Annotated in this window: 19 protein-coding genes and 2 tRNA genes; 13 read left to right on the top strand and 8 right to left on the bottom strand. The window is 72.9% G+C overall.

Going from position 1 to position 22,860, the window contains the following annotated elements; genetic code table 11:
• Nucleotides 1–10: 10 nt before the first annotated feature.
• A complete protein-coding gene (locus tag AOQ37_RS12765; protein WP_062644306.1) occupies nt 11–802 on the bottom strand; it encodes a VOC family protein in 792 nt (263 codons plus the stop codon).
• A 231-nt stretch (nt 803–1,033) separates the two neighbouring features.
• Here AOQ37_RS12765 and AOQ37_RS12770 point away from each other — a divergent pair, with 231 nt between their 5' ends.
• From AOQ37_RS12770 to AOQ37_RS12790, 5 genes are all read left to right on the top strand, one after another.
• Entirely contained in the window at nt 1,034–1,279 is a 246-nt protein-coding gene (locus AOQ37_RS12770; RefSeq protein WP_199824989.1) for a WhiB family transcriptional regulator, read from the top strand.
• Nucleotides 1,280–1,433: 154 nt separating this feature from the next.
• Nucleotides 1,434–1,505 (top strand) — tRNA-Glu (locus AOQ37_RS12775).
• 62 nt (nt 1,506–1,567) lie between these two features.
• Nucleotides 1,568–2,932 (top strand): SDR family oxidoreductase, encoded by a 1,365-nt coding sequence (locus tag AOQ37_RS12780; RefSeq protein WP_062644308.1) that lies wholly within the window; start codon nt 1,568–1,570, stop codon nt 2,930–2,932.
• Nucleotides 2,933–3,009: 77 nt separating this feature from the next.
• Nucleotides 3,010–4,203, top strand: a complete 1,194-nt coding sequence (locus AOQ37_RS12785; RefSeq protein WP_234436884.1) for a leucine-rich repeat domain-containing protein — start codon at nt 3,010–3,012, stop codon at nt 4,201–4,203.
• A gap of 94 nt (nt 4,204–4,297) precedes the next feature.
• Nucleotides 4,298–4,373 (top strand) — tRNA-Trp (locus AOQ37_RS12790).
• A gap of 217 nt (nt 4,374–4,590) precedes the next feature.
• Here the strand turns inward: AOQ37_RS12790 and AOQ37_RS12795 are convergent.
• From AOQ37_RS12795 to ssgD, 4 genes are all read right to left on the bottom strand, one after another.
• On the bottom strand, nt 4,591–5,565 hold the full coding sequence (locus AOQ37_RS12795) for an acyl-ACP desaturase (protein ID WP_062644310.1): 975 nt from the start codon (nt 5,563–5,565) through the stop codon (nt 4,591–4,593).
• Nucleotides 5,566–5,781: 216 nt separating this feature from the next.
• Nucleotides 5,782–6,558 carry a dimethylargininase gene (ddaH, locus tag AOQ37_RS12800; protein ID WP_062644311.1) on the bottom strand — a complete coding sequence of 259 codons (777 nt, stop codon included), beginning with the start codon at nt 6,556–6,558 and terminating at the stop codon, nt 5,782–5,784.
• Between the two features lie 133 nt (nt 6,559–6,691).
• Nucleotides 6,692–8,314 carry an ABC-F family ATP-binding cassette domain-containing protein gene (locus tag AOQ37_RS12805; protein WP_062644313.1) on the bottom strand — a complete coding sequence of 541 codons (1,623 nt, stop codon included), beginning with the start codon at nt 8,312–8,314 and terminating at the stop codon, nt 6,692–6,694.
• 265 nt (nt 8,315–8,579) lie between these two features.
• Nucleotides 8,580–8,996 (bottom strand): spore wall synthesis regulator SsgD, encoded by a 417-nt coding sequence (ssgD, locus tag AOQ37_RS12810; RefSeq protein WP_062644314.1) that lies wholly within the window; start codon nt 8,994–8,996, stop codon nt 8,580–8,582.
• A 224-nt stretch (nt 8,997–9,220) separates the two neighbouring features.
• Between ssgD and AOQ37_RS12815 the strand changes: the two genes are divergently transcribed.
• The 3 genes from AOQ37_RS12815 to mmpA all read left to right on the top strand — a co-directional run bounded on the left by AOQ37_RS12815 (nt 9,221) and on the right by mmpA (nt 11,477).
• Nucleotides 9,221–10,330 carry a WD40/YVTN/BNR-like repeat-containing protein gene (locus AOQ37_RS12815; RefSeq protein ID WP_234436885.1) on the top strand — a complete coding sequence of 370 codons (1,110 nt, stop codon included), beginning with the start codon at nt 9,221–9,223 and terminating at the stop codon, nt 10,328–10,330.
• 119 nt (nt 10,331–10,449) lie between these two features.
• Nucleotides 10,450–11,145, top strand: a complete 696-nt coding sequence (locus AOQ37_RS12820) for an endonuclease V (RefSeq protein ID WP_062644316.1) — start codon at nt 10,450–10,452, stop codon at nt 11,143–11,145.
• 185 nt (nt 11,146–11,330) lie between these two features.
• On the top strand, nt 11,331–11,477 hold the full coding sequence (gene mmpA / locus AOQ37_RS40835; protein WP_199824991.1) for a morphogenic membrane protein MmpA: 147 nt from the start codon (nt 11,331–11,333) through the stop codon (nt 11,475–11,477).
• Nucleotides 11,478–11,502: 25 nt separating this feature from the next.
• On the opposite strand, the gene AOQ37_RS12825 is transcribed toward mmpA, so the two are convergent.
• Nucleotides 11,503–12,675: a saccharopine dehydrogenase family protein gene (locus AOQ37_RS12825; RefSeq protein ID WP_062644318.1), complete on the bottom strand. Its 1,173-nt coding sequence runs from the start codon at nt 12,673–12,675 to the stop codon at nt 11,503–11,505.
• A 186-nt stretch (nt 12,676–12,861) separates the two neighbouring features.
• Here AOQ37_RS12825 and AOQ37_RS12830 point away from each other — a divergent pair, with 186 nt between their 5' ends.
• From AOQ37_RS12830 to AOQ37_RS12840, 3 genes are read left to right on the top strand one after another with little or no spacing between them, the layout of a single operon-like run.
• On the top strand, nt 12,862–14,154 hold the full coding sequence (locus AOQ37_RS12830) for a CaiB/BaiF CoA transferase family protein (protein ID WP_062644320.1): 1,293 nt from the start codon (nt 12,862–12,864) through the stop codon (nt 14,152–14,154).
• Nucleotides 14,155–14,193: 39 nt separating this feature from the next.
• Nucleotides 14,194–15,408, top strand: a complete 1,215-nt coding sequence (locus AOQ37_RS12835) for an acetyl-CoA C-acetyltransferase (RefSeq protein WP_062644322.1) — start codon at nt 14,194–14,196, stop codon at nt 15,406–15,408.
• 41 nt (nt 15,409–15,449) lie between these two features.
• Nucleotides 15,450–17,645: a 3-hydroxyacyl-CoA dehydrogenase NAD-binding domain-containing protein gene (locus AOQ37_RS12840; protein WP_062644324.1), complete on the top strand. Its 2,196-nt coding sequence runs from the start codon at nt 15,450–15,452 to the stop codon at nt 17,643–17,645.
• Between the two features lie 12 nt (nt 17,646–17,657).
• Here AOQ37_RS12840 and AOQ37_RS12845 read toward each other — a convergent pair whose 3' ends face one another.
• Nucleotides 17,658–18,389 (bottom strand): MerR family transcriptional regulator, encoded by a 732-nt coding sequence (locus AOQ37_RS12845; RefSeq protein WP_062644529.1) that lies wholly within the window; start codon nt 18,387–18,389, stop codon nt 17,658–17,660.
• Nucleotides 18,390–18,608: 219 nt separating this feature from the next.
• Between AOQ37_RS12845 and AOQ37_RS12850 the strand changes: the two genes are divergently transcribed.
• Together AOQ37_RS12850 and AOQ37_RS12855 are read left to right on the top strand one after the other, a co-directional pair.
• Nucleotides 18,609–20,084 (top strand): amino acid permease, encoded by a 1,476-nt coding sequence (locus tag AOQ37_RS12850; protein WP_062644325.1) that lies wholly within the window; start codon nt 18,609–18,611, stop codon nt 20,082–20,084.
• Between the two features lie 196 nt (nt 20,085–20,280).
• Nucleotides 20,281–21,231 (top strand): adenosine kinase, encoded by a 951-nt coding sequence (locus tag AOQ37_RS12855; protein WP_062644327.1) that lies wholly within the window; start codon nt 20,281–20,283, stop codon nt 21,229–21,231.
• 83 nt (nt 21,232–21,314) lie between these two features.
• On the opposite strand, the gene AOQ37_RS12860 is transcribed toward AOQ37_RS12855, so the two are convergent.
• Nucleotides 21,315–22,808, bottom strand: a complete 1,494-nt coding sequence (locus AOQ37_RS12860; protein ID WP_062644329.1) for a M1 family metallopeptidase — start codon at nt 22,806–22,808, stop codon at nt 21,315–21,317.
• Nucleotides 22,809–22,860 lie beyond the last annotated feature (52 nt).

Here is a 22,860-nt window from a genome sequence, read left to right on the forward strand (position 1 = left end):
CGGGACCGCCTCACATCTCCTGGGGGACGCTCTTGATCACGGCGAAGCGTGCTCCGTAGGGGTCGGCCAGCTTGGCGATACGGCCGACGCCCTCGACGTCCGTCGCGGGCATCCGCACCCTGCCGCCGAGCTTCTCCGCCTCGGCCACGACCGCGTCCGTGTCGGCGACCTCGAAGTACGGCAGCCAGTACGCGCCGGACTCGGCCTCCGTCGGGTCGTCGGCCAGCGGCACGATCCCGCCGAACATCGCCTCCTCCCCGGCGTCGGCCGGGTTGACGCAGGTGTACGTGCCGCCGGGGAAGGCGGCGGCGGAGGTCTCCAGGCCCAGGGTGGCGTTGTAGAAGGCGGCCGCAGCGGCGACGTCCGGCGTGTACAGCTCGACCCAGCACAGCGCGCCGGGTTCGTTCGCCACGTCCACGCCCGTGGTCCGGCCCGGTTGCCAGAGGCCGAACGACACGCCCGCCTGGTCGGCGAGGACCGCCATCGTGCCCTGGCCCATCACGTCCATCGGCGCGAAGAGCATCCTGCCGTGCTTGCGCTCGGCCGTCTCTGCCGTGGCCTGGGCGTCCGATGTCCGGAAGTAGACCGTCCACGACGGCGGGCCCTGCTCGGGTCCGGTCTGCATGCCGCCCGCCACGGTCCTGCCGTCCAGCTGGAAGAAGCCGTAGCCGCCGGCGTCGGGCCCGGCCGACCGGAACCGCCAGTCGAAGAGGGCGCCGTAGAAGGAGGTGGCGCCGTCGATGTCGGACGTGCCGACGTCGATCCAGTTCGGAGCGCCGTCGACGAAACGGGTGGTGAGCATCGTGCCCTCCTCGAAGGGGTCCCGGCCTCTGCACTGCCGAGTCTCGCACCGCCCACCGACAATCGCTGCCGGGACACCGCCACCGGCGTTCCGGGACCCTGCCGGACACGCCGCGCGCCGCCGTGCGCAAGGGGGTGCGGCAGGAGCATCATCGAGCGGCCGGGGGCCTTGGAACGCGGCGTATATCCGGCGTTGATCGAACGTTTTTCGCCGCCGGGCACGATCCAGGCCATGTATACCGACACGATTCCGACACCCGACCTCGGCTGGCAGCGTGAGGCACTGTGCGCGCAGACCGGGGCCGAGTTCTTCTTCCCCGAGCCCGGCAGTTCGGTACGGGAGGCGAAGCGCATCTGCGGCATGTGCGAGATGCGTTCCGCCTGCCTCGAGTACGCCCTGGCCAACGACGAGCGCTTCGGCGTCTGGGGCGGCATGTCCGAGAAGGAGCGTCTGAGCCTTCGGCGCGTCCCGCGCTGAAGCGCCCCTGCACGGCGACCCCGAATTCGAATGACCGCGTCGCGGGGGTGCGGTTAGGATCCGGGAGCGTGTCCGGACGTAGCGCGGAGGCAGGCGCGGCGCCTTGCTCAGGCGCGTCAAGCCGGTTCGCATCCGGTCGTCCGGAAACGTGCGCGGTCCCGTAGAGCAGAGGCAGACTCGCCACCTTCTCAGGGTGGATACGCCGGTTCGAATCCGGTCGGGACCACAGGACGAGGAGCAGGGCACGCGGAGCACGGTGCGGGACGGCGCGGGGCGGGGCGGCGACGGATGGACGAGCACAACGAGGGGGCGGCGTCGGGCCCGTCGGTCACCGAGGCGGAACTGGCCGCCTTCCATGACGTCGTGGGCAGGCTCCGGGCGCTGCCCGTCGACGATCCCGTACGGCTGCGGGCCGAGCAGGTCGCCGCGTCCTTCGCGCGGGACGGACGGCTGCGGCGGCGCAAGGAGCGGGGCGCCGAGGTGGCGGCCGCCGACGCGGCGGCGATGGCCGGGACGGCGACCGGCGCCCTGGACCGCCGCGAGGACGCGCCCCTGTCGGCCGCCGGGCGCGGTGGGCGGTTCCAGCGGCCACGCTCCTGCTATGTGTGCAAGTCGCCCTATCGCGAGGTCGACACCTTCTACCACCGGCTCTGCCCCGCCTGCGCCGCCGACAACGCGGCCCGCCGCTCGCTGAGCACCGATCTGCGCGGGCGCCGGGTCCTGCTCACCGGCGGCCGGGTGAAGATCGGCTTCCAGCTGGCGCTGATGATGCTGAGGGACGGGGCGCGGATCGTCGTCACTTCTCGCTTCCCGCACGACACGGTCCGCCGTTTCCGTGCCGCGCCCGGCAGCGCGCGGTGGCTGGACCGGCTCACCGTCGTCGCCGTCGATCTGCGCGACCCGCGCCAGGTGCTGGGCCTGTGCGAGGAGTTGCGGCGGGAGGGCGAACCGCTCGACATCCTCGTCAACAACGCGGCGCAGACCGTGCGCCGTCCGCCGCACTCCTACGCCCTGCTGGCCGCCGGGGAACCCGACGCGCTGCCCGAAGGGACGCGGCGGGCGCCCGGATTCACCCCGATGCGGATGCTGGAGGGACTCGGCGGCTCGCTCTCCGCGCTGCCCGCCGCCCTGCGCGAGGCCGACGAGGCCGGACTGCTGCCCGACCCGTCCCCGGAGAACTCCTGGTCGGCCCGGCTCGGCGCGCTCGACCCGGCCGAGGTGCTGGAGACCCAGCTCGTCAACGCCCTCGCTCCGGCGCTGCTGTGCGACCGGCTGCTGCCGCTGCTGCTGGCCTCGCCCAGCCCACGCCGCTACGTGGTCAACGTGACGGCCGTCGAGGGCCGGTTCGCGGTGCGCAACAAGATGCCGGGGCATCCGCACACCAACATGGCCAAGGCCGCCCTCAACATGCTCACCCGCACCAGCGCGGCCGCGCTCGCCGAGCAGGGCGTGCACATGTGCGCCGTCGACACCGGCTGGATCACGGACGAGAACCCCGCGCCGAAGAAGGCCCGGATGGCGGGCGCGGGCTTCCGTACCCCGCTGGACATCGTGGACGGCGCGGCCCGGGTGTACGACCCGATCGTGCGTGGCGAAGCCGGCCACCCGGTGTCGGGAGTGTTCCTCAAGGACTACCGGGAGGCCCCGTGGTGAGCGAGGACGACGCGACGGCACCGGCACCGGGGTCTGTGTCGGGACCGGTACCGGCGGGCTTCGCCGGGGTGCCCCGTGTGACGCCCCGCCCCCTCGCCGATCTCGCCCCGCTGCTCGACTGGCTGCGGGCCGGACGCCCGGCGGCGGAGCGGCTGGACTTCGCGTCGGGCACCGCGCTGCCCGACGGGCGGCTCGACCTGTGCAAGCAGGGCCTGGGGGCCGAGGGCGCGGCCCTGGTCGCCGGCGCGCTGGCCGACGGGCCCTCGCCCGTACGGCATCTGCTCCTCGGCACCGACGCCCTCGGGGACGACGGCGCCGCCACCGTGGCCGGTGCGGACGCGCCGGTCGAGACGCTCTACCTCGGGTGCAACGGCATCACCGCGGGCGGCGCCTGCCGTATCGCCGACCAGCTGCGCGCCTCGCCGCAGGTGCTCACGGGGGTGTGGCTCAAGCGCAATCCGCTGGGCCGCGGCGGTGGCCGGGCGGCGGCCGAACTCCTCGACTCGGCACGGACGTTGCGCACGCTCGACCTGGTGCAGACCGGCCTCGACGCGGCGGGCGTCGCGGTGCTCGCCGACGCGCTGCTGGCCGCCGACGACGCCGGACGGCGGGTCGAGCGGCTGTTCGTCGGCGGCAACCCCCTGGGGGAGGCGGGCGCCGGGGCGCTCGCGGCCGTGGTCGCCGCCGGGGCGATCGGTGAACTGTACGTGTCCGCCGCCCGGTTGGGCGACGCGGGCGCCCTCCGGCTCGCCGACGGCCTCGAGCGGGCGCCGTACGGACGGCTCACCCGGCTGTCGGTGGCCAGCAACGGCATCGGCCCCTCCGCCGCCGCCCGACTGGTCGGCGCTGTCACCGTCGCCGGTGTCACCCTGCTGGACCTCGGCCGGGTCCGGGCGGCGGCCGTGCTCGGCGCGGCGGACAACCGGCTGGACCTGACGGCGGCCGAGTCCATCGGGCGGACGCTGGCGGCCGGTGAGCACCGCCTGGCCCACCTCGTCCTGCGCCACACGGGCCTGCGCAGCCGGGAGGCCCACCGCATCCTCGACCACGCGCCCCGCGCGGTCACCGCCACCCGTTTCGTCCTGGGGCAGGGCGTCGCCACCACCGTCAAGCGCCGCCTGGCGGCTCTCAGCGCCGGTGTCCCGGCCCCGGCCGTGCCACCCGACGTGGCGGCCGTCCGCAGCGTGCACCGCACGGCGGCAGCGGAGGCACCGGCACCGGCACCGGCACCGGAGGCGCGGGAGATCCTGGAGGCCCCCGCGGGGGAGTGACGTCCGTCCGCCGCCCCGCCGATTCGCTCGGCGCATCAGCCCCGGGAACACCCCCGCGCGAACCTCCGCCGAGGCACTAGGCTCCGGGGCAAGGGCGGGGTCGTAGCGCAGAGGCAGTCGCACCGGTCTCCAGAACCGGGTCACGCTGGTTCGAATCCAGCCGCCCCGCCCCCTCCGACACCCGCCCCCTCCGACACCGGCCCCCTCCGACACCGGCCTCCGTCGACACCGGCCTCCGTCGGCACCGGCCCCTCTCGGCACCAGCCCCCCTCGGTACCGGTCGATACCCGCTTGCCCCGCCACCCCCGGTCCGCCGCGGCGCGCGAACGGCCCGCACCGGGGAGTCGCATCCCGGTGCGGGCCGTCGAAGTGCTCGGTGGGGGCAGGTCAGCCGGCCTGCCGCGCCGCCATCCGGGCCTTGCGCGTCGCCAGCTTCTCGTCGAACTTCGAGGCCTCGGAGTCGAGGCCGCCCATGTACAGGCCGATCTCCTCCTGCGCCTTCTGTCCCTCCGGGCCGAGACCGTCGATCTCCATGACCTTCAGGAAGCGCAGCACGGGCTGGATGACGTCGTCGTGGTGGATGCGCAGGTTGTAGACCTCGCCGATCGCCATCTGCGCGGCGAACCGCTCGAAGCCGGGCATGCCGTGGCCGGGCATGCGGAAGTTGACGAGGACGTCCCGCACGGCCTGCATGGTGAGGTCGGGGGCCAGCTCGAAGGCGGCCTTCAGGAGGTTGCGGTAGAAGACCATGTGGAGGTTCTCGTCGGTCGCGATACGCGCCAGCATGCGGTCGCAGACCGGGTCGCCCGACTGGTGGCCGGTGTTGCGGTGCGAGACGCGGGTCGCCAGCTCCTGGAAGGCGACGTAGGCCACCGAGTGCAGCATCGAGTGCCGGTTGTCCGACTCGAAGCCCTCGCTCATGTGGGCCATGCGGAACTGCTCCAGCTTGTCCGGGTCCACCGCGCGCGAGGCGAGCAGGTAGTCGCGCATCACGATGCCGTGCCGGCCCTCCTCGGCCGTCCAGCGGTGCACCCAGGTGCCCCAGGCGCCGTCCCGGCCGAAGAGGGAGGCGATCTCGTGGTGGTAGCTGGGCAGGTTGTCCTCGGTCAGCAGGTTCACGACGAGCGCGATCCGGCCGATCTCGGTGACCTTGGACTGACCCTTCTCCCAGGCCTCGCCGTCCTCGAAGAAGCCGGGGAAGTTGCGGCCGTCGCTCCACGGCACATACTCGTGGGGCATCCAGTCCTTGGTCACCTTGAGGTGCCGGTTGAGTTCGTTCTCGACCACTTCCTCGAGCGCGTACAGCAGCTTGGCGTCGGTCCAGACGGCGGGGCTGCCGAGGTGAGGGGAGGCGATCGTCACGAGTACTCCAGGGGACGTAAATCGGAGTGGAACAATCCGGCGAGCGGAGCCGGAACTTACGGGATCGTAGGCTACGTATCCGTAGGTTACGAAGTCGTAGGTTAAGAACTGCGTAAAGATCGCTGATCAGCCGTGTTGCGTCGGATAATTCGGGGCATGCCGAACAGCCCCGGGAACCGCAGGTCCCAGGGCTGAACGGGTGAGAGGATCAGGCGCTCAGGCGTACAGCCCACGCAGTCGCACCGAGAGGCATGTCACACATCCCTCGAGTTTCTCGAACTCGCCGATGTCGACGACGACGGGCTCGTGACCGAGATCGGCGAGCAGGTCCGCCGTCTTCGGAGCGGCGGCCGAGATGAGCACCTGCGGGCCGCCGAGCAGCACCACGTGCGAGCCGGCCTCCTCGGGCACCGACAGGAAGCGCGGGAACAGCGACGGCCGGTCCACCTTGGGGATGTGACCGATCACCGTGCCGTCCGGCAGCGCCGTGACCGCCGACTTCAGGTGCAGCACCTTGCTCACCGGTACCGCCACGACCCGCGCGCCCAGCGGTTCGAAGGCGGCGCGCACCTGCTGGACGCCGGCCGCGTTGGTACGACCGCCCCGGCCGACGTAGATCGTGTCGCCGACCTTGAGCACGTCACCGCCGTCCAGGGTGCCCGGGTCCCAGATCCAGTTCACCGAGCAGCCCAGGCGGGCCACGGCCTCCTCGACGCCCAGGGTCTCGTCGCGCCGGGACTCGGCGCCGGAGCGCGCGATCAGGGCGACGTTCTTGTACATCACCACCGTGTCCTCGACGAAGACGGAGTCCGGGCAGTCGTCGGCCGGATCGACCTCGACGGTCTCCCAGCCGTGCGTCCGCAGGGCCTCGGCGTACGCCTCCCACTGCTCCAGGGCGAGCTCCACGTCGACCTTCTCCCGCTCGACGTGCGTGACCAGGCCTTCGGCCAGGCGCGGGCTGGGGCGGCGGATGAGGGCCTTCTTGCTGGGCACGTCCAGGTCTCCGAATCGGGTGGCACAACCGGCGCCTCGGGCGCGGCGCCGGTCAGCCATCATGCAGCGCGGGACCACCAGGACAAAACCCCGCAGTAACAATGTGCCCCACCTGAGACCGAGCGAGGCGGACCTACGCCGGGTCCGCCAGTTCCGCCGCCGTCGTCTCCCGCAGCTTTCCGTCGAGCAGCAGCCACCGGGTGATGCCGATGGACTCCAGGAACGGCAGGTCGTGGCTGGCCACGATCAGCGCGCCCTCGTAGGACTCCAGGGCCGTGGTCAGCTGGCGCACGCTGGCCATGTCGAGGTTGTTGGTCGGCTCGTCCAGCAGGAGCAGCTGGGGCGCGGGCTCGGCCAGCATCAGCGCCGCCAGGCTCGCCCGGAAGCGTTCCCCGCCGGACAGCGTCGCCGCCTTCTGGTCGGCGCGGGCACCCCGGAACAGGAAGCGGGCCAGCCGGGCCCGGATCCGGTTGTTGGTGGCGCCCGGCGCGAACCGGGCCACGTTCTCGGCGACCGTGCGCTCGCCGTCGAGGATGTCGAGGCGCTGGGGCAGGAAGCGCAGCGGCACGTGCGCGTGCGCCTCGCCCGCCTCCGGCGCCAGCTCCCCGGCGATGGTGCGCAGCAGCGTCGTCTTGCCCGCGCCGTTGCGTCCGACGAGCGCGATCCGCTCGGGACCGCGCAGGTCGAGACCGCCGTCCACGCGCGCGCCGTACGCGAGCCGGAGGTCCTGGAGCAGCAGCACCTCCCGCCCCGGCGGTACGGCCGTGAACGGCAGATCGACGCGGATCTCGTCGTCGTCGCGTACCGCCTCCACCGCGTCGTCGAGCCGGTCCTTGGCCTCGGCGAGCTTCTCCTCGTGCATGATCCGGTGCTTGCCCGCCGACTCCTGGGCCGCGCGCTTGCGCGCCCCCATGACGATCTTCGGCTCGCGCTTGCTGTCCCACATCTTCTGCCCGTACCGCTTGCGGCGGGCCAGTTTGACCTGGGCGTCGGTCAGTTCGCGCTTCTGCTTGCGCAGATCGGCCTCCGCGACGCGCACCATGCGCTCGGCGGCCTCCTGTTCGGTGGCCAGGGCCTCCTCGTACGCCGAGAAGTTGCCGCCGTACCAGGTCACCTCACCGGCGCGCAGGTCGGCGATCTGGTCGACGAGGTCGAGCAGCTCCCGGTCGTGGCTGACCACGACCAGGACGCCCGGCCACGAGGCGACGGCCGCGTACAGCCGCCGCCGGGCGTACAGGTCGAGGTTGTTGGTCGGCTCGTCCAGCAGCAGGACGTCCGGCCGGCGCAGCAGCAGCGCGGCCAGCCGCAGCAGGACCGACTCGCCGCCCGACACCTCGCCGATGGTGCGGTCGAGGTCGATGTGGCCGAGCCCGAGCTCGCCGAGGGTGGCCAGCGCGCGTTCCTCGACGTCCCAGTCGTCGCCGACGGTCTCGAAGTGCCCCTCGGAGGCGTCCCCGGCCTCGATGGCGTGCAGCGCGGCCCGCTGCGCGGCGATGCCGAGCGCCGCGTCGACCTTCAGCGTGGTGTCGAGGGTGACGTTCTGCGGGAGGTGTCCGATGTCGCCGGCGACGCGCACCGTGCCGTCGAGCGGGGCGAGTTCCCCGGCGATCAGTTTCAGCAGGGTCGACTTGCCGGAGCCGTTGACGCCGACGAGTCCGGTCCGGCCGGGGCCGAAGGCGATGTCGAGACCGTCGAAGACGGGGGTGCCGTCCGGCCAGGAGAAGGCGAGGGAGGTGCAGGTGATGGAATGAGTCAAAGCGGGCCTCGTGGGTGCGTGTGCGGTCAGGGACGACACGTGTCGAGACACCGGAAAGCGGCGACCACCGCGGCAGCGGGGAGCGCGGAGACATGCAGGAGGTCCTGCTCCGCCAGGACGGCTCAAGGCCGAGGTCGCACGCGGCACACACACCCCGAGGGTGCGGCGCGGTGTCTCAAGACCTCAGACGAGCAACGTCCTTCTCCGATCAGCGGCAACAGAACCGTTCTACACGGTAGGAAGGCCCGTGACGGCTGTCAACGCATTAACGGGCGTCCCGCATCAGCTCCACCAGGTCGTGGTCGAGGTCGAGCTGCCGGTGCTCCGTGCCGACGGGCACCAGCTCGCTCGTGGCGTGCAGGAAGCCGAGGATCTGCTCCGTGTGGACGTGCACGACGGCGGTGCCCTCGGGCGCGTGGAACTCCAGCACGGTGCGGCCGTACCCGTAGGGCCGCACCCGGACGTCGCCGTGGCCCTCGGCGTCGTGCAGGCCCGCGGCGAGCAGCTCACGGGCGAAGGTCCAGCAGACCTCGACGCCCTCGAGGGTGGCCGGAGCCGGGAAGGTCATGCGGACCGCGAAGGGGTCCTGCCGGTCGTAGGACAAGGTCGCGGGGATGTTCTGCATCCGAGGCGCGGCGGCGACCAGGCGCGCCTCTACGGACTGCTCGATGACGGTGGACAACGCCTTGCTCCCTCGTGACGGCGGGACGATCTTCCGGGCGGTGCGTCCGGACACTGGAAGAGACGCCGGAACCGGCCGATCCGTGCACACCCTTTCCGAGTGACCTCGGTCACCGTCATTCATGCACACGAGTGACTCACCTCTCCTCCCGTGTCCCGGCTGGCGGTTGAGGCGATCGCGGGCATCTGGACGCCACCGAAAGCCGTGGGCTAGCTTCGCCCGCCATGAGGCGCTTGGGGAAGACGCGACGCACGGTTCGGACAGCACGCGTGAGCGGCCGGGTGGTGGCGGCGGCCTGTGGGGCGGCACTGGCCCTCCTGACCGCGCTGCCCGCCCAGGCCGGCACCCCGGGGCCCCGGACGCCGCACTGGGACCTCAAGGAGACCGGTACGGCCGCCGTACGGTTCCGGGGCCTGGCGGCGGTCGACCGGCACACCGCCTGGGTGTCCGGCACCGCGGGCACCGTCCTGCGCACCACCGACGGCGGCGGGAGCTGGCGGGACGTCTCGCCGCCCGGTGCCGCCGACCTCCAGTTCCGGGACATCGAGGCGTTCGACGCGCGCCACGCCGTGGTGCTCGCCATCGGCGAGGGCGAGGCGTCCCGCGTGTACCGCACCGAGGACGGCGGGACGACCTGGACGGAGTCCTTCCGCAACACCGACGCCCACGCCTTCTACGACTGCCTGACCTTCTTCGACCGCCGGCACGGCCTCGCCATGAGCGACCCGGTCGACGGGAAGTTCCGCATCCTGTCGACCGGCGACGGCGGCCGCTCCTGGAAGGTGCTGCCGAACGCGGGCATGCCGGCCGCCCTGGACGGCGAGGCGGGGTTCGCGGCCAGTGGCCAGTGTCTGGTCGCCTCCGGGCCGAGGGACGTCTGGCTGGCCACCGGCGGGGCCGCACGCGCGCGGGTGCTGCACTCGTCCGACCGCGGACTGACGTGGACGGCCGCCGACACCCCGGTCCCGGCGGGGGATCCCGCGCGCGGTGTCTTCGCGGTGGCCTTCCGCGACCGCACCCACGGTCTCGCCGTCGGCGGCGACTACCGCGCCGACCAGCCCTCCCCGCGGGCGGCCGCCGCGACCGGCGACGCGGGCCGCACCTGGCGGCCGGCCGCCACGGCGCCGCCCGCCTACCGCTCAGGCGTCGCCTGGCTGCCGCACAGCCGCTCCGCCGCCCTCGCCGTCGGCCCCACCGGCACCGACCTGACCACCGACGCGGGCCGCACCTGGCGCACCCTCGACACGGGCTCCTACGACACCGTGGACTGCACCCCCGATCACGCCTGCTGGGCCGCCGGCGAACAGGGGCGGGTGGCCCGGCTGGAGAGCTGATCCGCACCCGGGGGACCCGAGGGCCTCCGACTCCGCCGCCGCCTCCCCCTCCGCGTCCGACGTCCGCGCCGGAACACGATCGCGGGCCGGTCCCCGGGGGCCGTACGCTCGACCCCACGATGACGACCGTAGACATTCCGGCGGGCTGGCCCGCGACCGAGGAAGCGGCCCGCGCCGTCCAGGACGAGCTGCGCGACCGGGTGGTGCTCGACGAACCGGGGCCGCCGCCCGGGACGGGCCGGGTGACGGGTGTCGACGTCGCCTACGACGACGAGCGGGACATCGTCGCGGCGGCGGCCGTGGTGCTGGACGCGGCGACCCTCGAAGTCGTCGCCGAGGCCACCGCCGTCGGCCGGATCTCCTTCCCGTACGTGCCGGGGCTGCTCGCCTTCCGCGAGATCCCCACCGTGCTCGCCGCCCTGGAGGCGCTGCCCAGGCCACCCGGCCTGGTCGTCTGCGACGGCTACGGCCTGGCCCATCCGCGCCGCTTCGGGCTCGCCAGCCACCTGGGCGTCCTCACCGGCCTGCCCACGATCGGCGTCGCCAAGAACCCCTTCACCTTCACGTACGACGACCCCGGCGCCCCGCGCGGCTCGGCGTCCCCGCTGCTGGCGGGCGAGGACGAGGTGGGGCGGGCGCTGCGCACCCGGGCGGGGGTGAAGCCGGTCTTCGTGTCCGTGGGCCACCGCGTCACGCTGGACGACGCCTGCGCCCACACCCTCGCCCTCACCCCCCGGTTCCGCCTCCCGGAAACCACCCGGAGGGCGGACGCGCTGTGCCGGGGCGCCCTTCAGGAGGCGATCGCCCGCCACTGATCGCCCGCCACCGACCGCACCGATGCCACGCACTCCGCCCGCCCGAGTACGCGGCCTCATCGCGCCGTCCGGGCACGTCGTCCGGGCACGTCGTCCGGGCACGTCGTCCGAGTACGCCGTCTGAGTACGCCGTCTGAGTACGCGTACGGATGTGCGCCCCGCCCCCGCCTCGGCAGGCTGGGCCCATGACCACGCACCGTGCCTCGAAGCCCCTCGCCGACCCCGACCGGCCCGTCGAGCGTGCCGTGAACGCCGCGCTGATCCTCGCCGTGCTGGCGGGTGTCGGCTGGATCGGCGGCATGATCTACACGCTGGTGCAGTGGCCGGTCTGAGGCCGCGGACCCGGCCCGCCGACGGTCAGCGGCGCGCCGCGACGCGGAAGCCGACACCCGCCCGGGTCAACCGCCCGGTCAGTGCCTCGCCCATGGCCGCAGCCGTCGTCACCTGTCCCGCGGTCGGCGGGAGGTCGTCGCAGGCCAGGGCCAGTGCCGCCTCGGCGAACATCTTCGCCGTCTCGTCGTAGCCGGGGTCGCCGCCCGCCACCTCGGTGTACACCCGCCGACCGCCGCCCTCGCCGACGAACCGCACCGAGAACCAGCTCCGCGCCCGCTTCTGCGCGCTGGGGCCCTCTCCCGGCTTGAGCCGGTCGGACAGCCAGCGCCGGGCCGGCGGGAGCTGGGCCGCCGCGGCGAGCGTGCCGACCGCCGCGACCCCGCCCACGGCGACGGGCAGCCGCCGTACGGCCGCGTAGTGCCGGTAGCGGAAGTCGGGCCCGTAGCGCGGCAGCGCCCTCGCCGACCGCAGCACGATCTGCGGGTCGATGGTCGGCAACGGCAGCGCCCAGGCGCCCACCTCCGGGGCGAACCGGGGGGCGCCCACCGGCGCGGCGGCCCGACGGCCCATCAGCCGCGGTTCGTGCCGGCCGCGCTCCCGTGCGGCGGCCAGCATCTGCCGGCCGCGCGCGAACTGGCCCAGCGCCGAGGCGAAGGTGCCGCCCGAGAAGGCGGCGTCCACGGAGACGAAGCCGTCGACGGTCAGCGGCACGTCCTCGGGAAGCTGCCGGACGGTGAAGAACACGCCGAGGTCGTGCGGGACGGAGTCGAAACCGCACGCGTGGAGCAGCCGCGCACCCGTCTCCCGCGCGCGTGCGTCGTGCCGTACGTACATCAGGTCCACGAACTCCGGTTCGCCGGTGAGGTCGAGGTAGTCGGCGCCGGTGTCCGCGCAGGCCGCCACGAGTTCCTCGCCGTACGACACGTACGGACCCACCGTCGTGGCCACCACGCGCGCGTGCTCGGCGAGGGCGCGCAGGGACGCCGGGTCCGAGACGTCGGCGCGCAGCACCCCGACCTTCTCGCCGAGCCGTTCGCGCAGCCGCTCCAGTTTCTCCTCGCTCCGGCCGGCGACTGCCCAGCTCAGGTCGTCGGGCGCGTGCGCGGCGAGGTACTCCGCGGTGAGCGTGCCCACGAAGCCGGTGGCCCCGAAGAGCACGATGTCGTACGGGCGGTCCGCCCTTTTCAGCCTGCTCATGACATCCCTTCGTCGTCGTGCAGCCCGCGCCGCTGACGGTGGCTGAGGCTAGCGTGGGGAGTGCGGAGGCCGGCGGCAGGTGCCCCTAAAGTGTCTAAGCGCTTGCTCGCTCACCTCTTGTGCCCACTGGAACACGTTCTTAGCATCACTGGTGTTACATCGGTTGTGTCACAGCGAGGGGGCTGGATGACGACGGCACGGACGGCCGGGCACGGCCCGCTGACGGGCGTGCGCGTGGTGGAGCTCGCCGGGATCGGCCCCGGCCCCTTCGCGGGCATGCTGCTGGCCGACCTGGGCGCCGATGTCGTCCGGGTGGACCGCCCGGGAGGCTCGGCGCTGGCCATCGACCCCGCCCACGACATCACCAACCGCAACAAGCGCTCGGTGATCGTCGACCTGAAGGCGCCGGACGGCCCCGCGCGCGTGCTGGACCTCGCCGCCCGCGCCGACGTGCTCATCGAGGGCAACCGCCCGGGCGTCGCCGAGCGGCTCGGCGTCGGCCCCGGGGACTGCCACGCCCGCAACCCCCGTCTGGTCTACGGCCGGATGACCGGCTGGGGCCAGGACGGCCCGCTCGCCGACCGCGCGGGACACGACGTCTCCTACATCGCCGTCACCGGCGCCCTCGGCATGATCGGGGACCCGGACCGGCCGCCGCCCGTCCCGGCCAACCTGCTGGGGGACTACGCGGGAGGCTCCCTCTACCTCGTCGTCGGTGTCCTCGCGGCCCTGCACCACGCGCGCGTGAGCGGCACCGGCCAGGTCGTCGACGCGGCCATCGTCGACGGCACCGCGCACCTCTCCGCGATGATCCACGGCATGCTCTCGGCCGGCGGCTGGCAGGACCGGCGTGCCGCCAACCTGCTCGACGGCGGCTGCCCGTACTACGGCACCTACGAGACCGCCGACGGCGGGTACATGGCCGTCGGCGCCCTGGAACCGCAGTTCTACGACACCTTCGTGGACCTCCTCGGCCTCGAGGACCTCCGCGACGCCCGCAAGGACTGGACGCGCTGGGGGGAGCTGCGCGAGGCCGTCGCCGCCCGCTTCAGGTCCCGCACCCGGCAGGAGTGGACGGCCCGTTTCGAGGGCTCCGACGCGTGCGTGGCGCCCGTGCTGTCGCTGCGCGAGGCCCCGCGCCACCCGCATCTCGCGGCCCGCGGCACCTTCACCGACCACGGGGGCATCACCCAGCCGGCCCCGGCGCCCCGTTTCTCCGCGACCCCCACGGCCGTCCGCACCGGCCCCGCGCGACCCGGCGCCGACACGCGCGAGGTGGCCCGCGACTGGGACGTACCGGAGCTGGCGGCGGACCGCGCGCAGACGCCCGCCGGGCCCCCGGCGGACATCTCCGCGGACGCGAAGGCGGACGCGGACGCGCACCCCACCGAATCGGTCACCGCGGGCACCGCCGCCACGAACGGCGCGGTGCCCGACGCGACGACCCCCGTGACGGACCTCCCGCACCAGGGCGACTGACCCCGCCCCGAACGGCCCACCCTCCCGAAAGGCTTATCAGTGAGCACCGAAGCGTACGTGTACGACGCGATCCGCACCCCGCGCGGGCGGGGCAAGGCCAACGGCGGCCTGCACGGCACGAAGCCCATCGATCTCGTCGTCGGCCTCATCCACGAGCTGCGCAGCCGCTTCCCCGGCCTCGACCCGGCCGCCATCGACGACATCGTGCTCGGTGTCGTCGGCCCCGTGGGCGACCAGGGCTCCGACATCGCGCGCATCGCCGCGATCGCGGCCGGCCTGCCGGACACCGTGGCGGGCGTGCAGGAGAACCGCTTCTGCGCCTCCGGCCTCGAAGCCGTCAACCTGGCCGCGATGAAGGTCCGCTCGGGCTGGGAGGACCTCGTCCTGGCGGGCGGGGTGGAGTCGATGTCCCGGGTGCCGATGGCCTCGGACGGCGGCGCCTGGTTCAACGACCCCATGACCAACCTGTCGGTCGACTTCGTGCCGCAGGGCATCGGCGCCGACCTCATCGCCACCGTCGAGGGCTTCTCCCGCCGCGATGTCGACGAGTACGCGGCCCTGTCGCAGGAGCGGGCGGCGACGGCCTGGAAGGAGGGCCGCTTCGACCGTTCCGTGGTGCCGGTGAAGGACCGCAGCGGTCTCGTCGTCCTCGACCACGACGAACACCCGCGCCCCGGCACCACCGCCGACTCGCTCGGCAAGCTGAAGCCGTCCTTCGCCGACATCGGCGAGCTGGGCGGCTTCGACGCGGTGGCGCTCCAGAAGTACCACTGGGTGGAGAAGATCGACCACGTCCACCACGCGGGCAACTCCTCCGGCATCGTCGACGGCGCCTCCCTGGTCGCGATCGGCTCCAAGGAGGTCGGCGAACGGTACGGCCTCACCCCCCGCGCGCGGATCGTCGCCGCGGCGGTCTCCGGCTCCGAGCCGACGATCATGCTCACCGGCCCCGCGCCCGCCACCCGCAAGGCCCTCGCCAAGGCCGGCCTGACCATCGACGACATCGACCTCGTCGAGATCAACGAAGCGTTCGCGGCCGTCGTCCTGCGGTTCGTCAAGGACATGGGCCTGTCCCTGGACAAGGTCAACGTCAACGGCGGCGCCATCGCCCTCGGCCACCCGCTCGGCGCCACCGGCGCGATGATCCTCGGCTCGCTCGTCGACGAACTGGAGCGCCAGGACAAGCGCTACGGCCTCGCCACCCTCTGCGTCGGCGGCGGCATGGGCATCGCCACCGTCGTCGAGCGCGTCTGACCACCCCAGCGGAACCCACAGACTTCTACGGAGACCCCGTCATGACACAGAGCACCACCATCCGCTGGGAACAGGACCGCACCGGCCTCGTCACCCTCGTCCTCGACGACCCCGACCAGTCCGCGAACACCATGAACGCGGCCTTCCGCGCCTCCCTCGCCGCGGTCACCGACCGCCTGGAGGCCGAGAAGGACTCCATCCGGGGCATCATCCTCACCTCGGCGAAGAAGACCTTCTTCGCCGGTGGCGACCTGCGCGACCTCATCCGCGTCACTCCCGGGACGGCCCAGGAACTGCTGGACGGCGGACTGGAGATCAAGCGCCACCTCCGCCGCATCGAGACCCTCGGCAAGCCGGTCGTCGCCGCCCTGAACGGCGCGGCCCTCGGCGGCGGCTACGAACTCGCCCTCGCCTGCCACCACCGCGTCGCCCTGGACGCGCCCGGCTCGAAGATCGGCTGCCCCGAGGTCACCCTCGGCCTGCTGCCCGGCGGCGGCGGTGTCGTGCGCACGGTGCGGCTGCTGGGGATCGCCGACGCCCTCCTCAAGGTCCTCCTCAAGGGCACCCAGTACAGCCCGCGGCGAGCCCTGGAGAACGGCCTGGTCGACGAGGTCGCCGACACGCCCGAGGACCTGCTCGCCAAGGCCCGCGCCTTCATCGACGCGAACCCCGAGTCGCAGCAGCCCTGGGACCGGCCGGGCTACCGCATCCCCGGCGGCACCCCGTCGAACCCCCGATTCGCCGCCAACCTGCCCGCCTTCCCCGCCAGCCTGCGCAAGGAGACCAACGGCGCCCCCTACCCGGCGCCGCGCAACATCCTCGCCGCGGCCGTCGAGGGCGCCCAGGTCGACTTCGAGACCGCGCAGGTCATCGAGGCCCGCTACTTCGTCGAACTGGCCGCGGGACAGACGTCGAAGAACATGATCCAGGCGTTCTTCTTCGACCTCCAGGCCGTCAACTCCGGCGTCAGCCGTCCCCAGGGCATCGCCCCCCGCCAGGTCCGCAAGGTGGCCGTCCTGGGCGCCGGGATGATGGGCGCGGGCATCGCCTACTCGTGCGCCCGCGCGGGCATCGACGTCGTCCTCAAGGACGTCTCCCTGGAGGCCGCCCTCAAGGGCAGGGCCTACTCCGAGAAGCTGTGCGCCAAGGCCGTCTCGCGGGGCCGTACGACCCAGGAGAAGGCGGACGCGCTGCTCGCCCGCATCACGCCCACCGCCGACCCGCAGGACCTGACCGGCTGTGACGCGGTGATCGAGGCCGTCTTCGAGGACACCTCCCTCAAGCACAAGGTGTTCCAGGAGATCGAGCAGATCGTCGCCCCCGACGCGCTGCTGTGCTCCAACACCTCCACCCTGCCGATCACCGCCCTGGCCGAAGGCGTCGAGCGCCAGGACGACTTCATCGGGCTGCACTTCTTCTCGCCCGTCGACAAGATGCCGCTCGTCGAGATCATCAAGGGCGAGCGCACCGGCGACGAGGCCCTCGCGCGCGCCTTCGACCTGGTCCGGCAGATCCAGAAGACGCCGATCGTCGTCAACGACTCGCGCGGCTTCTTCACCTCCCGGGTGATCGGTCACTTCATCAACGAGGGCGTCGCCATGGTCGGCGAGGGCATCGAGCCCGCCTCCGTGGAGCAGGCGGCCGCCCAGGCGGGCTACCCGGCCAAGGTCCTGTCCCTCATGGACGAACTCACGCTCACCCTCCCGCGCAAGATCCGCAACGAGTCGCGACGGGCCGTGGAGGAGGCGGGCGGCGTCTGGCCCGGCCACCCCGCCGAAGCCGTCATCGACCGCATGGTCGACGAGTTCGGCCGCCCCGGCCGCAGCGGCGGAGCCGGTTTCTACGAGTACGGCGAGGACGGCAGGCGGGCCGGGCTGTGGCCGGGCCTGCGCGAGCACTTCACGCGCGCGGACGCCCGGATCCCCTTCCGGGACATGCAGGAGCGCATGCTCTTCGCCGAGGCCCTCGACACCGTCAAGCTCCTCGAGGAGGGGGTGCTGACGTCCGTCGCGGACGCCAACATCGGCTCCCTCTTCGGCATCGGCTTCCCCGGCTGGACCGGCGGCGTCCTCCAGTACATCAACGGCTACGAGGGGGGCCCCGGGCAGGGCACCGGGCTCCCCGCGTTCGTGGCCCGCGCGCGTGAGCTCGCCGAGCGCTACGGCGACCGGTTCACCCCGCCCGCGCTGCTGGTGGCGAAGGCGGAGCGGGGGGAGACCTTCACGGACGGGCGCTGAGCCGAAGGACCGTCACGGGGAGCCGTCCGCCGACGGCTCCCCGAGCCACTCCCGCAGCTCCTCCGTCAGGGACCGCTGGAAGGCCGTCAGGAGCGCCTGCACGACCAGGGGCTGCATGTGCGCCGACAGCGACCGCACGGCCCGCGCGTCCCGCTCCGTCATCTCCTCGCGCAGCAGCCGCGACAGCTCGTGGGCCGCGGCGCGCGCGTGGTCCAGGAGGACCGTCCGCGCGGCGATGATCGCCTCCGGCGACAGCGGCACGTCGAGGAGCCGCACACCCAGCCGCAGCAGTCCCGCGTCGACCCGGTACGCGTCCGTGCCGGCCGGGGCGTCGGCGTCGGCCTCCAGCACGCCCATCGCGGCGAGCCGGTCCACGTCCTGTGCGCCGAGCGCCCGCCCGGCGCGCCGCTGGAGCTCCTCGCGCGGCACGGTCTCCACGGCGTCGGGCGCCCACGAGGCCACCACGGCGCGGTGCACGGCGAGGTCGTGGGCGTCGAGCCCGGGGGGCAGCCGCTCCAGATAGCGTTCGATCGCCGCCAGCGTCAGCCCCTGCCGGCGCAGCTCCTCGATCAGCGCCAGACGCGCCAGGTGCCCGGGGCCGTAGTGCCCCACCCGGCGCGGACCGATGACCGGCGGGGGCAGCAGTCCCTTGGTGCCGTAGAAGCGCACCGTCCGTACCGTGACCCCCGCGCGGGCGGCCAGCTCGTCGACCGTGAGGGCCGGCTCCTCGGTCTCGATCGTCATGTGCAGCAGTATCGCTGTCACACCACTGCTGTGAAACCGGTCGTCCCCTGGTGGGCACCGTGTGAGAAGCGACGCGCTGTGACATGGACCACCGCATGATCGTCGGTGCCCCTGGGAAGGTGCTGCCCTGGTCTGTGCCCCTACCCGGGAGCCGCGGGCCACGACCGTACGGACACCCGGGCCCACCCCGCCCGGGCGCACCAGAGAGTGGAACCACCCGTGAGCAAGGACAGCGTGCGCACGGCCGAAGTCGCCGCCCACCCCCAGGCGGCCGCGACACCCGCGGACGCGGGCGACGCCGGCTACAGCAAGGACCTCAAGCACCGCCACGTCAACATGATCGCCATCGGCGGCGCCATCGGCACCGGCCTCTTCCTGGGCGCCGGAGGACGCCTGCACAACGCCGGCCCGGCCCTCGCGCTCGCCTACCTCGTGTGCGGCGTCTTCGCCTTCTTCGTGGTCCGCGCCCTCGGCGAGCTGGTCCTCTACCGGCCCTCCTCCGGCTCCTTCGTGTCCTACGCGCGCGAGTTCCTCGGCGAGAAGGGCGCCTATGCCGCCGGGTGGATGTACTTCCTGAACTGGTCGACGACCGGCATCGCCGACATCACCGCGATCGCGCTGTACACGCACTACTGGAGCGCGTTCACGAGCATCCCCCAATGGGTGCTCGCGCTCATCGCCCTGGCGGTCGTGCTGGCCGTGAACCTGATCTCGGTGAAGATCTTCGGCGAGATGGAGTTCTGGTTCTCGATCGTCAAGGTCGCCACCCTGGTGGCCTTCATGTGCGTCGGCATCTTCCTCCTCGCGACCCGCCACCCGGTGGGCGGCGAGACGCCCGGCCCGGGCGTGATCACGGACCACGGCGGTCTCCTCCCGCACGGCATGATGCCCGTCGTCCTCGTCATGCAGGGCGTGATCTTCGCGTACGCCGCGCTGGAGCTGGTCGGCGTCGCCGCGGGCGAGACCTCCGAGCCGGAGAAGGTCGTCCCGCGCGCGGTGAACTCGATCATGTGGCGCGTCGGTCTCTTCTACGTGGGCTCCGTCGTCCTGCTGGCGCTGCTGCTGCCCGGCGCGGCCTACTCGGCCGACGAGAGCCCCTTCGTGACCGTCCTGTCGAAGATCGGCGTCCCGGGCGCCGGTGACGTGATGAACCTGGTGGTCCTCACGGCCGCCATGTCCTCCCTGAACTCCGGTCTGTACTCCACCGGCCGCATCCTGCGCTCCATGGCCACGGCGGGCTCGGCCCCGAAGTTCACCGCCCGGATGAACCGCAGCCAGGTCCCCTACGGCGGCATCCTGCTGACCTGCGGGGTCTGTGTGCTCGGTGTCGGGCTGAACTTCCTCATGCCCAGCCAGGCGTTCGAGATCGTGCTGAACATCGCCTCCCTGGGCATCATCAGCACCTGGGTGATCATCATGATCTGTCACCTGGTCTTCGTCCGCCGCGCCAAGGCGGGCCTGGTCACCCGTCCCGCCTTCCGGCTCCCCGGCAGCCCGGTCACGGAGATCGTCACGATCGTCTTCCTGGTCGCCGTCCTCGGCCTGATGGGCAACGACCCGGAGGTCGGCCGCAAGACCCTCCTGCTGATCCCGGTGATCGCGGCCGCCCTGGTCGGCGGCTGGTACGCGGTCCGCAGCAGGGTGTCCAGGACGGTGGACGCCGAACCGACCGACCTGTCCGGGCCCGCGGAGTAGGACGGGGCAAAGGGCGGAGGGGCGGGTCCCAAGTGCCCGAGGGGCGAGACGGGGCCCGCACGGCCCGCGGGGCGCCGTGCCCCGGATAGGCTGCGGTCCGGCCGGGGCCGGTCGGTCCGGGTCGAACCGCTCGTCACCGCGCGGCCGGGCGGGGTGTCGCGGTCACGGTGCACGACCACGGGGAGGGGCAGCGCGGATGCGTGCCGACATCGAGAACACGAACACCGAGCGGGCCGGGCAGACCGACGGCATCGACGTCCTGGTCCTGGGCGGCGCGGGCGTGGACACCATCGTGTACGTACCGGAGCTGCCGCTCCCGTACGCCGACAGCTACATGATCGACAGCGGGATCCGCCCCCGCGCCGGACAGACCGGGGACTTCGTCGCCCTGGGCCTCGCCGCCCTCGGACTGCGCACCCACCACCTGGACTTCCTGGGCGACGACCCCGAGGGGGACCTGGTCCGCGCCCTGCACCGGGACAAGGGCATCGCCCTCACCGCGCTGCCGCAGCCCGCCGGGACCAAGCGGGCGGTCAACCTGGTCGGCCCGGACGGGCGGCGGCTGTCGCTGTACGACAACAGCCGCGGGCGCCCGGACGACCGCTTCCCCGAGGACACCCTGCGGACCCTGGCCGCCGCGAGCCGTCACACGCACGTGTCCATCACCCACCCGGGTGCCGAGGCCCTGCCCGTACTGCGCGAGGCGGGGGCCGTCCTCTCCACGGACCTGCACAACTGGGACGGCGAGAACCCCTACCACGAGGCCTTCGCCTACGCGGCGGACGTCGTCTTCGTCTCCGTGACCGCCCTGACCGACCCGGAGACCACCATGCGGCGCATCGCCGAGCGGGGCCGGGCCGAGGTGGTCGTCGCCACGGCCGGCGCCAAGGGCGCGTACCTGCTCACCGACGGCGAGCTGACCCACGTCCCGGCCGCCGCCCCGCCCGGCCCGGTCGTCGACTCCAACGGCGCGGGGGACGCCTTCGCGTCGGCCTTCCTCTTCGGCCGTCTCGCCGGGGAGCCGCCGCTGCGGTGCGCCGAGTACGGCGCGCTGGCCGGGGCGTACGCCTGCACGGTGCCGGCCACGGAGAGCGCCGCCCTGTCGCGCGACGCGCTCCTGGCCGGGGCGGCGCCCACCGGGCGGTAGCACCGGCCCGCGCCGGAGCCGGCCGCCTGCCCGTGCCCCGGGCGACCGACCGGGCTTCGGCGCCGGTCCGGCGCCGACGCACCTCAGTGCCGGTGCACGTCGTTCGTCGCCGCGATGCTCCTCCAGGACTTCGGCTGCGCGGGAGCGGCCGACGCCTTCGCGATCGCGGCCGTCCGCGCCGCGGGCGCGGCCGGCTTGGCCGGCTGGAACAGCCAGGTGTCGAACAGGGAGCCCAGTTCCTTCCCGGAGATCCGCTCGGCGTACTCCCGGAAGTCGGCGATGCTCGCGTTGCCGTACGCGTGCTGCTTCGGCCAGCCCTTCAGGACGGCGAAGAAGGCCTCGTCGCCGATCTCGTTGCGCAGCGCCTGCACCGCCAGCGCGCCCCGGTCGTAGACGGCGATGTCGAACTGGTTCTCCGCACCGGGGTCACCGGGCCGCACCGTCCAGAACGCGTCGTCGGCCGGGTGCGAGGCGTACGTGTAGTCCGCGAGCTCCTGCGCGGTCCCCTCGCCCTCGTGCTCGGACCACAGCCACTGCGCGTACCGGGCGAAACCCTCGTTGAGCCAGATGTCCTTCCATCCGGCCACGGACACGAAGTCGCCGTACCACTGGTGCGCCAGCTCGTGCACCACCACGGAGACGTTGGAGCCGTTCGCGAACTGCCGGGGGCTGTAGAAGGGCCGGGTCTGCGTCTCCAGCGCGTAACCCGTGTTCGTGTTCGGCACGTACCCGCCGAGCGCGTCGAAGGGGTACGGCCCGAAGTACCCGCTGAGCCAGTCGGCGATCTCCCCGGTCCGCTCGACGCTCGCCCTCGCGGCACCGGCGTTGTCGCCCAGATCCTTGCTCCAGGCGTTCACGACCGGGATGCCGCTCTCGGTCGTCCCGGTCGCGATGTCGAACTTCCCGACGGCGAGGGTGGCCAGATAGGTGGCCTGGGGCTTGCTGGAACGCCAGTTGTAGCGGGTCCAGCCCAGTCGTGAACTCGTCGACTGGAGAGTCCCGTTGGAGATGGCCTGCGTGCCGTCGGGCACCAGTACCGACACGTCGTACGTGGCCTTGTCGAGCGGGTGGTCGTTGCTGGGGAACCACCACCAGGCCGCCTCGGGCTCGTTGGCGCCCACCCCGCCGTCCGCCGTGCGGTGCCAACTGGTGAAGCCGTAGGCCTTCTCCGAGGAAGGGACACCGCGGTACCGCACCACGACCGTGACCGCCGCGCCCTTCGCCAGCGGCGTCTTCGGCGTGATCTCCAGCTCGTGCTCGCCCGAGGTAGTGAACGCCGCCACCGCGCCGTTGACCCGTACCTCGCTCACGTCGAGCAGGAAGTCCAGGTCGAACCGGGACAGCTCCTGCGTGGTCCTCGCCAGGATCGTCGCCGTGCCCTCCAACTCGTCCGTCGCCGGCTGGTACTTCAGCCGCAGGTCGTAGTGGGAGACGTCGTATCCGCCGTTGCCGTACGCCGGGTAGTAGGGGTCGCCGATGCCCGGGGCGCCGGGGGAGGCGCTAGCGGCCGATGCCGGGATCGCCAGCAGTACGGACGCGGCGGCGAGTGCGCCCGGAGCGATGATTCTGCGGTGCACGAAAGCTCCAAGTCGTAGAGTCACGTGGTCGGTTCGGAGCCTATTGACTCCC

It is taken from the genome of Streptomyces maremycinicus, assembly GCF_001184025.1.
GTDB lineage: Bacteria > Actinomycetota > Actinomycetes > Streptomycetales > Streptomycetaceae > Streptomyces > Streptomyces maremycinicus.

Excerpts from the sequence above, each read along its gene's own strand:
- AOQ37_RS12765 (WP_062644306.1), bottom strand. The coding sequence starts at position 802 with ATGCTCACCACCCGTTTCGTCGACGGCGCTCCGAACTGGATCGACGTC.
- AOQ37_RS12770 (WP_199824989.1), top strand. The coding sequence starts at position 1,034 with ATGTATACCGACACGATTCCGACACCCGACCTCGGCTGGCAGCGTGAG.
- AOQ37_RS12780 (WP_062644308.1), top strand. The coding sequence starts at position 1,568 with ATGGACGAGCACAACGAGGGGGCGGCGTCGGGCCCGTCGGTCACCGAG.
- AOQ37_RS12815 (WP_234436885.1), top strand. The coding sequence starts at position 9,221 with ATGAGGCGCTTGGGGAAGACGCGACGCACGGTTCGGACAGCACGCGTG.
- AOQ37_RS12820 (WP_062644316.1), top strand. The coding sequence starts at position 10,450 with ATGACGACCGTAGACATTCCGGCGGGCTGGCCCGCGACCGAGGAAGCG.
- mmpA (WP_199824991.1), top strand. The coding sequence starts at position 11,331 with ATGACCACGCACCGTGCCTCGAAGCCCCTCGCCGACCCCGACCGGCCC.
- AOQ37_RS12825 (WP_062644318.1), bottom strand. The coding sequence starts at position 12,675 with ATGAGCAGGCTGAAAAGGGCGGACCGCCCGTACGACATCGTGCTCTTC.
- AOQ37_RS12830 (WP_062644320.1), top strand. The coding sequence starts at position 12,862 with ATGACGACGGCACGGACGGCCGGGCACGGCCCGCTGACGGGCGTGCGC.
- AOQ37_RS12840 (WP_062644324.1), top strand. The coding sequence starts at position 15,450 with ATGACACAGAGCACCACCATCCGCTGGGAACAGGACCGCACCGGCCTC.
- AOQ37_RS12845 (WP_062644529.1), bottom strand. The coding sequence starts at position 18,389 with ATGACGATCGAGACCGAGGAGCCGGCCCTCACGGTCGACGAGCTGGCC.
- AOQ37_RS12855 (WP_062644327.1), top strand. The coding sequence starts at position 20,281 with ATGCGTGCCGACATCGAGAACACGAACACCGAGCGGGCCGGGCAGACC.